Origin of the sequence: Shewanella basaltis, from assembly GCF_023283885.1 — a bacterium.
Classification (GTDB): domain Bacteria; phylum Pseudomonadota; class Gammaproteobacteria; order Enterobacterales; family Shewanellaceae; genus Shewanella; species Shewanella basaltis.
The window spans coordinates 116031-128611 of record NZ_JAKILA010000006.1 but is presented as its reverse complement, the minus strand read 5'-3'; the positions used below and the strand labels follow the sequence as shown (position 1 = coordinate 128611).

Here is a 12581-nt window from a genome sequence, read left to right as displayed (position 1 = left end):
AGTGTTGTTATCTGCTAAGTGTACACTCTTTCATTTGCCGTGGCTAACAAGTAACATAGACCTCTTTATTTTTTGTGCAAGCCCTAGGAGTTGCAGTAGAGATGGCGAATTTAGATCAAGTATTGGCAGAAATTAAGCGCGGTACCGATGAGATATTACTTGAAGCGGATTTGCTTGAGAAACTGAAAGAAGGGCGTCCATTACGCATCAAGCTAGGTGCAGATCCTACCGCTCCAGATATTCACTTAGGTCACACGGTGATTTTAAACAAAATGCGTACCTTTCAAGAGCTCGGTCACGAAGTGATTTTCTTGATTGGTGACTTTACTGGCATGGTCGGTGATCCTAGCGGTAAAAACAGTACTCGTCCTCCGCTGACTCGCGAGCAAGTACTTGCTAACGCAGAAACCTATAAAGAACAGGTTTATAAAATTTTAGACCCAGCTAAAACCCGAATTGAATTTAACTCAAGTTGGTTAGAGCCATTAGGTGCTGCTGGGATGATCCGTTTAGCCTCACAACAAACCGTTGCTCGTATGATGGAACGTGACGATTTTAAAAAGCGTTATTCATCAGGCCAGGCGATTGCTATCCACGAATTTATGTACCCATTATTGCAAGGTTACGACTCAGTCGCCTTAGAAGCAGACGTTGAACTAGGTGGTACAGATCAAAAATTCAACCTGTTAATGGGACGTGAGCTGCAAAAAGCGGAAGGGCAAAAGCCACAAGCCGTGATTATGATGCCACTGCTTGAAGGCTTGGACGGTGTTAAAAAAATGTCTAAGTCGGCGCATAACTACATTGGTGTGAGTGAGCCTGCTAATGAAATGTTTGGCAAAATCATGTCGATTTCAGATGATTTAATGTGGCGCTACCTTGAGCTATTATCTTTTCGCCCACTGGAAGAGCTTGCGCAGTTTAAGTTAGACGTTGAAAACGGTACTAACCCACGCGATATTAAGATTTTATTAGCAAAAGAAATCATCGCGCGTTTTCATGATGAAGCCCAAGCCCAAGCTGCACATCAGGCGTTTATTGATCGCTTTCAAAAAGGTGCGCTTCCTGATGACATCGAAGAAGTCGTCTTAGAGGCCGGTGATGGCTTAGCAATTGCTAACTTACTAAAAGATGCAGGTCTAGTTGGGTCTACATCTGACGGTATGCGTATGATTAAGCAAGGCGCGGTGAAGATGGACGGTGAAAAAGTAGAAGATAGCCGTCAAAGTTTTCACGCTGGCCTTGAAGCGATTTTTCAAGTAGGTAAACGTAAATTTGCCAAAGTGATTTTGAAATAATACCAATAACACAAATAAAAAAACGGCTTAAACTTAAGCCGTTTTTTTATGTCTGTAATTCAGGTGTTACTGCGACTCAAGTTGGTCTGACATGGTTTGATAATCCATTAAGTCCATCTGCTCAATGAGCCGTTCGGTATTATTATCAAACTTTAACGTCGTAACCCCAGGTACAGCTAGGTCAATTATTTTGCCTGGTTTGCCGAATTGATCTCCTGGGCCCCGTAAACGATAACTGCCTATAATCACCACCAGTGAACCAGTATTAAACATGTGTTCTATATTTAAACGGTATTCGAGTACACCTTCATGGGCACGTTGTAAAAAACCAATAATTTGTCGGCTGCCAGTGTAGGTGGTGTTGGCTGTTTTGTCGAAAAAGATGGTTTCTCGAGAGTAAAAACGGCGCAATGTTGGGTAGTCATGATCGGTCAATGCCTCCATGTATTTCATGGCAAGCTGCTGCTCTTTCGGCATATCACCAATATTGGCGCTGATTGAAAAACTGCATATTAAACAACACAATAGCAATATTATTCGCACGTTATATTCTCTTTGTTTTTAGATCGAAAGCCGGTAAAGATAAATGCCAGCGGATAGCGCTTAAACGGATGATTAAGGTGCTAATCATTGCGATAAACATCGATGTCATACTGTCCATGCCAACCGCCAAACTTAAGGTATAACATATCCCACCCACGATGGAAGCCGTTGCATAAATTTCGGTACGTAACACCATAGGTATTTGGCGGCATAATAAGTCACGAATAATGCCACCGCCGACACCAGTGATTAATCCCATCACTACTGCAACCATGCCAGATAGCCCCATTAACAAGGCTTTCTCTGCGCCGATCACCGTAAATAATGCCAAACCTAATGCATCGGCAACGGGCAAGGTAAGTGTTGGTAATTTATGTGGTTTACGCACCAAGACCAAACAGGCTAACACCGTTGCTAAAATCACGATGATGTAATTTGGGTCGCGGATCCAAAATACCGGTGTGGCACCAATTAATGCATCACGAATGCTACCGCCACCAATGGCAGTGACAGAGGCCAGTACAATTACCCCAAAGGGGTCCATGCGATGTTTACCAGCCGCGAGCGCACCTGAAAGTGCAAATACAGCGGTACCACACAAGTCGAAAATATAAATCCACTGGCTCATTTACTTAACTCTTTAAGGTGAATATTGAGTGCATCAACTGAGATGCGTATTTCAATCACCGATAAAATCAATGAGTAAAGTAACAGCAATAAACTTAAGCCAAAGACTATTGAGCCGGTTTGGTTAAATCCGGTGTAAATTAATATCATGCAAAGTACGCACAAGGCAAAACTGCTGACACCAGCTTCTTGCATTTTGCGGATAATAATAATCCGCTGGCGTAAGTTTTTAATTTGTTCATCTTGCACAGGTTTTTTATCGCTACTCAATTGACGGATTAATGCCGCCAGTGAGAAAAACCGGTTGGTATAGGCCAATAATAACAACGAAATAGCCGGAAAAAGCAAAGCCGGAGTGGTTAATGATACATGTAAATTGTTGAGTAACATGGTGTTCCTAAGCAGGTGTCAAGCAGGTAATAATCAACAGTCTAAGACAATGGAGGATATACAGTGGTATATGTGTAAGCCTTTGCCAGATGTTGATGTTAACGATCGATTATGACGTTTCGACTTAATCTGTCTGCAACAGCAAATGTAGGCATATTATCGCTAAATAATAGCGTGTTTAAAACAGGATTTGCACCTTTTAAATAAATCTTAATCCAGTCCAAATTAATGGCAGCAATAAGGTTAAGCTAATCCAAAATAGATTGGCTGTTTGTGTCACTGTGATTGCTTGCTTGATATGGCGATAGTCTGGTAATGGCCCCGCTTTGACTTTGGGTAGGTCAACACGAATAGTATGGCCATTATTGATAAACTGCTGCGGGCCGCCAAGTTCGATTTTAAGGAGTTTTGCAGCCAAATTATAACTGCCATAATGGTTATTCAAATGTTGTTTATCGCCTGGCGGTGGCTGCATAGACGATACAATAGAGGTTAGGCCCAGTTGCCCAAATTGAATCGCTAGCGAGCAATGCCATAGTAAGGTTGGAACAAAAAAGATGACCCGATTAAATTGGCCAACAAAGCTGGCAAACACATGAAAGTGGGGGTGATACGGTGGCCAACTATGCTCAAGTTGCCTTAGCATTCTCACTACCAATGCCATTATCGCCCCGCCTAAAGCAAAAAATAATACCGTGGCCAATGTGCCATAAATGGGTGTGGTAAAGAGCTTCTCAATGGTGGTTTTACTTAAGCCGACTTCAGAGAGTACTTGCGTGTTTTGACTTACCCATGGCGAGAGCAATTGCTTAGCATCTTGCTTGTTTCCAGACTTAATTGCGCTAACGACTTTTTCGGCGACAGGCTTAAATGCGGAGTCACATAAACAAAAATACAAAATAATCAGTTCAAAAAACCAAGGATAGGCTGCCAAATCCAGTAAAAAACTCACTATTATTGCGCAAGGAACGACAAGAAGGAGGGTTGCAAGAATACCAGCAGTAAGTTGTTGGCTTACCGCGCGTTCAGGGTGATTGACCTTGGTCGCAATCAAAACGGCTATACGATTAAACCAAAGCAGGGGTTGTAAATCTCTAGAAATCGGGGCAAATCGAGCTAATACTAATGCGCCAAATAAAATACAGCAGCTTTGTAACAGTCCACCGTCTTGGCTCAATAGTTGCGGATTGAATACTTGATTAATCATAACGGCTCGATATTTGGGCTACAAGAGCAAGCGGACAAGGCGCTGTTGTTTTTTAATGCTAAAGCCATGGGTTCAGCGGCGCTTTATTTCGACACTGAACCCATGTGAAACAATTATAACTGTTGTAACAGCGCTATCACCATCATAGCAGAATGCAAACCCGCCTTAATGATATACGAGTCAAAATCAACCGGTGAATCATTATTGGCATTGTCAGATAAAGAACGAATGACCACAAATGGCACGTTAAACTGATGACAAACCTGGGCAATGGCAGCCCCTTCCATTTCGCATGCTGCCATGGTTGGAAAGTTTTCGCGCATTACCTTGGTACGCACAGGATCGCAAATAAAGCTGTCACCAGTACAAATTAAGCCTTCGATGGCTTTTACTTCACCTAACGTTGCAACGGCTTTTTTAGCCGCATTGACCAATGTGTTGTCGGGTAAAAATGCGGCGGGTTGTTGTGCCATTTGGCCAATTTCATAACCAAACGCGGTCACATCAACATCGTGGTGACGTACTTCAGATGAAATAACGATATCGCCAATGGCGAGCTCATCGACAAAGCCGCCAGCTGAACCGGTATTAATCACATGAGTGACCGCAAATTTTTCAATCAGTAACGTGGTTGCAATACTGGCCGCGACCTTACCAATACCTGAACGTGTAACCACAATGTCCTTATCGGCAATGTTGCCACTAATAAATTCGATGCCAGCAACGGTGGTGTGAACAGGATTAACGATTGCTTGCACTAAATGAACAACTTCTGGCTCCATAGCGCCAATGATACCGATTTTCATGGATGAACCTTAACTGATTAAACAAATTTGAATAGGCGCTAATATAGCATGGGCGGGCAATTTTGTGAAAACTAGGCTAATTTAAGTCAGGTGTAAAAGCAATGTAATCGTTAGCGCTAAGGTGCCTTGCTTATGGATATTGTATGGCCAATAAATACAGTCGGTAGGGGGAGAAAACGTTTTACTCTTTGTTGAATAAAGCTTTAAGAATAAAGTGTAAAACGTTTTTAACTCAAACAGCATTTAACTTACAAAGATCAACAGTGCTTACTACTGTTGGCTTTGCGACAGTAAACTGTCAATAGCTTTTACCACACGGATACTGGCATCTTCCATGGTATCAAGATGAGTTAAAATAGCTGACTCATCACCCGATTGCATGGCGGCAACAGCGGCTTTACCGGCGCTGTGGACGCTTTTATGTGGCTGTTCGATTGCTTTGAAACTGGATAAACTGGCAAATTGCTGTCCTTCACCTTGGTAATACCATTTGCCTAATCGACATTCAGTATGGCTATTGACGTTTGCCGTGACATCTTTGTTGGCCAAAATACTGTATACGTTGCTCTTCCATACGCTATGGTCTAGTTTTACCGTCGTTAAAAATGCGGTCATTGACGCTTCACCAATAACACGCTTCATTACGCCAGAGTTTTGCAGTACTTGGGTAACGACTTGATCAATTTGTTCAGAAGAGGCGGCAATATCACTTGAGCATGTTTGGTTGGTGATGACGACTTGTTTAATTTGTTCGGTTTGCTCAATAACGGTAGCGACTAACTTTTCAATATTGGCACTGGCATCATGGGCGTTGCTGGCTAATTGCCTTACTTCGCTTGCGACTACGGCAAAGCCGCGTCCTGCGTCTCCAGCTCTTGCTGCTTCAATGGCGGCATTGAGTGCCAGCAGGTTAGTTTGTTCAGAAATCTGTTGAATTGACGACACTAAGTTGCTAATGCCATTTGCCGAACGGCTTAATTCTGCTGCAGTTGCCATGCTTTTTTCTGCATGGTCATTGAGGTGTCCCGCTCTGTCTTTTAAGTTACCGATGGCAGTACGAGTTTGAGTGAACAGTTTATCGACTTCAGACAACATCTTTTTCTCGTCGTCTAATTTAATTGAGTTAGCCAGTGTAGTATCACGAATGTCATTGAGCATCGTGGCACCTTGTAGCTGTAAGTTAGCGCGCGCAGCATCATAACCAGATTGGTTGTTAGCAAGACTTATTTGCAGCTTTAGCTCAGCAATAATCTGTTGTAATTGATTTGATTCGTCAGTATGTTGCTGTTGTGTCAGGACCAACTGTTTTTTTAAATCAGCAATTTCTTTTTTCAAACTTTGAGTAAAACCAATCATAACATCTCTATTTGTAATCACTACATTAGTTATATAGTGATTAGGTTTAGTCGAATAATCAAGATGTTCGTCTGCGGCATTTCACATAACGTAATAAAATAATTATTACTTTAAAACAAATTCATCTCTTTACCTTAAATTGAGGTAAGAGATGAAAATAAAATACTTAATATTACAGTATTGGGGGGGCAACTGTTTCAATCTCGCCATGTGAGTGTTGGGGGGGAGGTTAAGGCTTTTTATGCTTAAACGGCATCCACAGCAACCCTGTTAACCAGGCATTTTGTTTGACATTAGGGTAATCGGTCAATCCAATATCAATGCTGTCATCGGGCTTACTTGCAACGGCAGTGTAAGTACCAAATAATCGATCCCACCAAATAACACTAAAACCAAAGTTAGTATTACTTTCGGCCATAATCTGGCTGTGATGAATACGGTGCAGGGCCTGGGTCACTAACACATAGCGCGCTGCCTTTTCGATAGGTTGAGGCAAACGAATGTTGGCATGGTTAAAGATAGCAAAACCATTAAGTAATATTTCAAACAATATAACTGCTTCAGCGGGAATACCAATCACTATTATGGCTAAGGCTTTAATCCCTATGCTGGCAATGATTTCAATGGGATGAAATCGCAAAGCGGTACTGCTGTCGACATGACGGTCGGCGTGGTGCACTTTATGTAAGCGCCACAGTAAGGGAATACGATGAAACAACCTATGCTGCCAGTAAATTAGCATATCTAGTAGTAATACACTGACGCCGATAGTAAGCCAAAGTGGCAGTTCTAGGGTATGTAAAAATCCCCATTGCATTTGACTGGTGTACACAGCAAAACCTGTAAGGCCTAATGGTAAAAGTAATCGAGCCATAATCGAGGCAATAATTAATAAACCAAAATTACCTATCCAGCGAGTCAGCATGCTCGCAGTCTGAGGGTTTTTGGCTAATTGTCTTGCCGGAAACAGCGATTCTAGGCTGATCATCAACGCCAAAATGGTCAAAAATATCCCTAATCGGATAGCTGCTATGTCATCGATCATTTTGTGGCTCCTGAAGATCAACCTTGTGTGTAGCTGCTTTTTTACTATTTACATTATTGACGTTTTGACTTTTTAAGGTGTGATAGCCGCCATGTACCCGGGTAAAGATGGTAATTGCCCCTAAAAATGCAAAGCTATAGGCAAGTTCTGGGAAATAAGCCGGCCATAAACAAAAGGCCACAAAAAAGGCGATGGTCTCAGTGCCTTCTGTTAAGCCGTTTAAAAAGTAAAAACTCTTATTGGCAAACTGTGGTCGAGGCAAATTTAACTTTTGCGCGGGTATGGCAAAAGCAAGAAAGCTTGAGCCTGTGCCGATAAACACGGTTAGCAGCACCGCAGCGGCTAGGGCATTGTCAGCTGGGTTGGCTAAGGCGAACCCGAGCACAATGGCAGCATAAAACAGGAAGTCGAGGCAAATGTCTAAATAGCCACCCGCGTCGCTAGTGTGTTTTTGATGGCGAGCAAGGGCACCGTCAAGGCCATCGATAATCCGATTCAGTACAATAAAAACCAGCGCGCCATACCAAAGCTCTAATGCCAGTAATGGCACTGCGAGCATGCCGACACAAAAACCCACCAATGTGAGCTTATCTGGATGGACATGCTTTTTGTCTAATAGCAGCACAGCGGGGGTTAACAGTGGTTTTATTACTGGGGTGATAAATCTATCTAACATATGATTATTCCAATCAATCTATAACTGGTTTATTAAATTGCGCAAGTGAGATGATTTTCCCCTGCGCGGCATCGGCATCAGTTTGGTCGTGAGTAACCATAATGGCAGGTAGCTGATGCTCACGTATTTGATCAAAAACCAGTTGCCTGGTCTCGTGGCGTAATTGGCTGTCAAGCTTACTAAAAGGCTCATCTAATAATATGGCTTTAGGTTGGCTCAGTAACACCCGTAGCAATGCTACCCTGGCTTGCTGACCACCAGATAAGCTCTGTGGGCTACGCTGTTCTAATCCGCCAAGCCCCACTTGAACCAAGGCATCACTAATTGCGGCCTGTCGCTGGGCTTTAGGGCTTGGTGGCATGGCAAAGGCGATGTTGCCTGCAACAGATAAGTGCGGAAATAATAGTGGGTCTTGGTAAAGTAAACCTATGTGGCGTAAATGACTGGCCATTGTGGTGATATTGTGGCCGTTTAAATGCAATTGACCTTGTGCACTAAAGCCTACTGGTAACATTCCCGTTACCCAATTTAATAACGTTGACTTTCCGCTGCCAGACGGCCCCATAATGGTTAAGATTTCACCGCCACGAATAGTCGCACTTAATGATAGTAAGTGTTGCTGCTGGCGACACAAAATAAGCCCATCAATGGTCAGCGCTGATGTTGCGGCGGTATCTGAGTGATTAGCACTAATGGCTTGAGTGTGCATTATTGTCCTTGTTGGTGGCGCTAATGAATGTGTTGGTCATCATTTCTGTTAATTATTTTTGGTAATGGTTTGTGCTAATTAGTTTTGGCAAAAGCCAGGCCAGTAAAAAACCTAAAGCAGGAAGCATCATTTGCATTAATGCATATACAGCACTGATCCTGCGGCTGCCGCCATTGGCGAGTGAAACCGCTTCTGTGGTGATGGTATTAATACGCCCGCCGCCAGTAAGTAAAGTGGGTAAGTACTGGCTAAAACTAATGGCTAAACCCAGTGCACAAGCAATGAATATTGGCCCAATCAACATAGGCAGTTTTATTCTGAAAAAGATTTTAGCTTTGCTGGCTCCAAGGCTGGCCGCCACAATACTAAAGCGTGGGTCAAAACGGCGATAGCTACTGGCCAGCGATAAAAACACATAGGGCAATACAAACAACACATGGGCCAGTACCACATTGATAAAAGTATGCTGGCTGTTAATTTGCTCAAGTAACCACACTAAGCCAAATAAAAACGCGATGCTTGGGATCAGCAGCGGCAGGTAAATTAATACACTGCCCAGTAGCGACAGCGATTTTCCACTGTGTTGCTCTGCCTCTAGTGTAAGTAAGGTTAAGGTGATTGCCAGTGCGGTGGCGCACAGGGCAATCAATAGTGTGTCTATCAGTGGAGTGTGCATTTGTTGTAAGGCACTTTGCCAATGCAGTATCACAAATTGTTGCGGCAAAGCATCAGGAAAATACCAGAAACCAGCAAAAGACCACAACACTAATCCCACTAATGCCAATCCGATAACCGCTAGCATCAACGCTGTGATGACATGGGTGAACTGTTGAATGATGACGCCACCGTACTCTCGCTCGCCATTAGTTAACAGCGGTTTAGCGAACTTAATCACTAAGCGTTCGAGTAACCACCAGCAGGCTAAAACTAATAACGTTAGTTGTATTTGTACTATCGCCCCAGCCGAGGCTTTAATGCGCAGGCTTAAGTCGACATCATGAAACCACTGCATAATGGCCACGGCTAATGTTGGTGGGTTATTAGGGCCTAAAATTAACGGGATTTCGACACTGGCACTGGCGTAAGTCAATACTGCCAATATCGGTAGGCGTAAATGGGGGTAAAGGCTTGGTAACACCACTTTGAAAAATGCTGTCATTGGGCAATAACCTAAGCTTAATGCCACTTTATGCTGCGCCCGTAATGTTTGCCCAAGGTCGGGCTGTGCCAATACGCCTAGCGCCATTAATAATAAAAAAGGCAGTTCTTTTAAGGTGAGCCCTAAAATAATACTCAGCCCCAAGGCATCATGTGGGTATAGCCAATCGGGCGGCGCATCCCAACCACTTAACCAAGGGGATGCTAAACGAGACACCATGCCAGACGGGGTAATAAGAAATCCAATGGCAATGGCCGCCGCTGCATGGGGGATAACCAGAATGGGCCCTAAAAGCCGCTGAATATAACCCAACCACGGGCTAGTAAAGTAACTGGCTAGGATCAAAATAGTGATAATAAAAGCCAATAAAGTGCTCACCAGGCTGGTGGTGATGCTCAATAACGCCATATGACCTATGCCCGGTGTTTGCCATAATTGGCTAAATCCATTGAGGTTAAATTGGGTTTGGTCCAGTGCGGGGATCCAACCAAGCGCGGGCAGAATAACGCCAATTAACCCACCTAATACGGGGAACAGTAACAAGGCCATCATTATAAATGGACTGAAGCGCACCATTGGATTGAACAGCTTGGCTATGGTGCTCATGGCATCACTCCGTAGCGCTCTAACCAAAGCGCGCTAATGACCTTACTCCAACTTGGATCGGGTTCGCTTAATGCTGGGCTGATTGCCTGGTTAGCAATAGTGGCACTGGGATGTGATAGTTTAGGCGGAGCAAACCAAGCTTGCTGCTCACCCGTTAGCTTAGAAATGGCCAGTACACTGGCGTCGCCCCAAACGTTGGCTTGTTGTTTGTGTGCTTGCGCCTGTGGGCTGAGTAAAAAATTAGTCACTAATTTAGCACTGTCCCGATGAGCGGCATTATAAGGAATGGCAACAAAGTGAATATTGCTTAAACTGCCATCTAGCATACGATAACTACGGCTGCTGTTTGGTAGTTCAAAACGGGCAACCGCTGCGGGAATTTCAGCGGCTGAAAAGGTAAACGCTAGGGCAAGTTCGCCATCGCCAATTAAGCGGCGAAGCTCCATGCCACTGGCCATAAAGTGCTGCCCTTTGCGCCATAAATACGGATGTAACTCATCTAAATATTGCCACAATACCGGTAACAACAGCGCCTGGCTTTGTGTCGTTGCAGGTTGATAAAGCAAATGTTTAATTGCTTCAGGCTGTGAGTCGTTTAACACAATTAAGGCGTATTTTAAAAAGCTGGTGGCCAGAAAATCAGGCGGTTTAGGGTAGGTAAATCGCCCTGGATGTTGTTTGGCCCATGCACTTAATTGTTGCAAGGTTTGCGGCGCAGATAGTGTCGCTCGGCTGTCATAATAAAACGTCAATGCCGCTTTGCCCCAGGGCGCTTCCATGCCTTGAGTGGGTACGCCAAAATCGCGGCTCATGGCAGGGTTATTGTCTGGGTCGGTTAAGGCAAAGTTGGGCAATTGCGCTACCCAGTTCGGTGTTAATAATTGATGCTTTGCCATGGCGGCAAAGTTTTCGCCGTTAATCCACACTAAATCGACTTTGCCGTTATTATCGTTATTGGCTGATTTTTCTGCTAACACTCGGCTGACCGCTTCGCCTGTGTCGGTGAGTTTGACATGGTGTAAATTGATTTGATATTGCTGCTTAACTTGTTCGGCAACCCACTGAATATAGCGATTGATTTGCGGATCGCCGCCCCAGGCATGAAAGTACACATCTTGATTGCTGCCGCGAGATTCAATCTCTTCCCATGCGGAAAGCTCATTGGTTTGTGCATAGGCCACGCTCGTCCAAAGGCAAGCATATACACTAACACTCAATGTCAAAGCCGCCACAATATGCTGCATGATGTGATAGATTTTATTGAAAGATATTGGCTTATCGAACCGCATTTAACGACCAGTTATAATCAAGAAAATCGATATCTAATTGCTGTTTTATTGCCGCAGCTTGCTGCTCTGCATTAAGTTGTAATGCGTTAGGGTACAACAATAAAAACGTCTCAACAGAATCCGCCCCTGCAAAGCCTTGGGTAAAGTCATCACCATACCATTTAAAAATGGCAGACAAATATACCGTGTCACCTTTGGCATAATTACGGCTAGTGTCAGCTAAAAAACGTTTGGTTTGTGCATCAAGCTGTTGCTCAAGCTTAGTACCGGTGTAGGCTTCTTCAAGCAGAGCAGGGCAACCAATACTGGCACAATTTACCGCAAAGTGGATTCTAGGATCGTTATAACGATCACTACCACGGATAAGCTTATGTTCAATATCATTGAGACTGCGGTTTTTGCCGAGCAAAGGAATAACGCTTTTGTCCCAGGGGGAGCTAAACAATCCGCCGAGATCTTTAATTGATTCAATATCAGGATATTTGGTTAAGATGAGCTCAACCGTCCAGGCGTTGTAAGCATTGATTAAAAATGCCAATTGCGAGGCCTTATCCCATGCATCAAATTGCGTCTGGCTGATGCTACTGAGCTGCTTGAGGTAGCTTTGCAGTTGAGTGCGTTGCTGCTGCATTGCTGCATAATCTACCGCGCTACTGCTGCCATGATTAATCGGCTTTACGTGCTGACTCACGAGTGCTTGCCATTGTTGGTGCAAGGCCTGCTCTGTTTGAACGACCGCTGGCATGGTATCGGCAGCCACACTGATTTGACTAGACAGCAAGGTGCTACTGAGTAAGGGCGCAATAACCACACATTTGATAAATGCCTTGAATATGCTATTCATTTTTGGGTTCTCTGACTGCTATCGGC

At 43.9% G+C, this 12581-nt stretch carries 13 protein-coding genes; 1 reads left to right on the top strand and 12 read right to left on the bottom strand.

The window, feature by feature from the left end; translation table 11 throughout:
* Positions 1-101: 101 nt before the first annotated feature.
* Positions 102-1298 (top strand): tyrosine--tRNA ligase, encoded by a 1197-nt coding sequence (gene tyrS / locus L2703_RS06725; RefSeq protein ID WP_248970349.1) that lies wholly within the window; start codon positions 102-104, stop codon positions 1296-1298.
* A gap of 66 nt (positions 1299-1364) precedes the next feature.
* Here tyrS and L2703_RS06720 read toward each other — a convergent pair whose 3' ends face one another.
* The 12 genes from L2703_RS06720 to L2703_RS06665 all read right to left on the bottom strand — a co-directional run bounded on the left by L2703_RS06720 (position 1365) and on the right by L2703_RS06665 (position 12555).
* The gene (locus L2703_RS06720; protein WP_248970348.1) at positions 1365-1841 is read right to left on the bottom strand and encodes a nuclear transport factor 2 family protein; all 477 of its coding nucleotides are present in this window, start codon (positions 1839-1841) and stop codon (positions 1365-1367) included.
* 1 nt (position 1842) lies between these two features.
* On the bottom strand, positions 1843-2469 hold the full coding sequence (locus L2703_RS06715; RefSeq protein WP_248970347.1) for a trimeric intracellular cation channel family protein: 627 nt from the start codon (positions 2467-2469) through the stop codon (positions 1843-1845).
* Entirely contained in the window at positions 2466-2858 is a 393-nt protein-coding gene (locus tag L2703_RS06710) for a DUF2721 domain-containing protein (RefSeq protein ID WP_248970346.1), read from the bottom strand. The genes L2703_RS06715 and L2703_RS06710 overlap by 4 nt, the downstream gene beginning before the upstream one ends.
* Positions 2859-3057: 199 nt before the next feature.
* A complete protein-coding gene (locus tag L2703_RS06705) occupies positions 3058-4065 on the bottom strand; it encodes a cobalamin biosynthesis protein CobD/CbiB (RefSeq protein ID WP_248970345.1) in 1008 nt (335 codons plus the stop codon).
* 113 nt (positions 4066-4178) lie between these two features.
* On the bottom strand, positions 4179-4871 hold the full coding sequence (locus L2703_RS06700) for a 5'-methylthioadenosine/adenosylhomocysteine nucleosidase (RefSeq protein WP_248970344.1): 693 nt from the start codon (positions 4869-4871) through the stop codon (positions 4179-4181).
* A 270-nt stretch (positions 4872-5141) separates the two neighbouring features.
* Positions 5142-6227 (bottom strand): methyl-accepting chemotaxis protein, encoded by a 1086-nt coding sequence (locus tag L2703_RS06695; RefSeq protein ID WP_248970343.1) that lies wholly within the window; start codon positions 6225-6227, stop codon positions 5142-5144.
* A gap of 229 nt (positions 6228-6456) precedes the next feature.
* On the bottom strand, positions 6457-7272 hold the full coding sequence (locus tag L2703_RS06690; protein WP_248970342.1) for a sterol desaturase family protein: 816 nt from the start codon (positions 7270-7272) through the stop codon (positions 6457-6459).
* The gene (locus L2703_RS06685; RefSeq protein ID WP_248970341.1) at positions 7262-7948 is read right to left on the bottom strand and encodes a CDP-alcohol phosphatidyltransferase family protein; all 687 of its coding nucleotides are present in this window, start codon (positions 7946-7948) and stop codon (positions 7262-7264) included. Before L2703_RS06685 ends, L2703_RS06690 begins: the two co-directional genes overlap by 11 nt.
* Before the next feature lie 13 nt (positions 7949-7961).
* Complete coding sequence (locus tag L2703_RS06680) at positions 7962-8657, bottom strand: ATP-binding cassette domain-containing protein (protein ID WP_248970340.1); 696 nt, start codon at positions 8655-8657, stop codon at positions 7962-7964.
* A gap of 52 nt (positions 8658-8709) precedes the next feature.
* Complete coding sequence (locus L2703_RS06675) at positions 8710-10422, bottom strand: ABC transporter permease (RefSeq protein ID WP_248970339.1); 1713 nt, start codon at positions 10420-10422, stop codon at positions 8710-8712.
* Complete coding sequence (locus tag L2703_RS06670; RefSeq protein ID WP_248970338.1) at positions 10419-11603, bottom strand: ABC transporter substrate-binding protein; 1185 nt, start codon at positions 11601-11603, stop codon at positions 10419-10421. Before L2703_RS06670 ends, L2703_RS06675 begins: the two co-directional genes overlap by 4 nt.
* 94 nt (positions 11604-11697) lie before the next feature.
* Positions 11698-12555: a DUF547 domain-containing protein gene (locus tag L2703_RS06665; RefSeq protein ID WP_428848650.1), complete on the bottom strand. Its 858-nt coding sequence runs from the start codon at positions 12553-12555 to the stop codon at positions 11698-11700.
* Positions 12556-12581 lie beyond the last annotated feature (26 nt).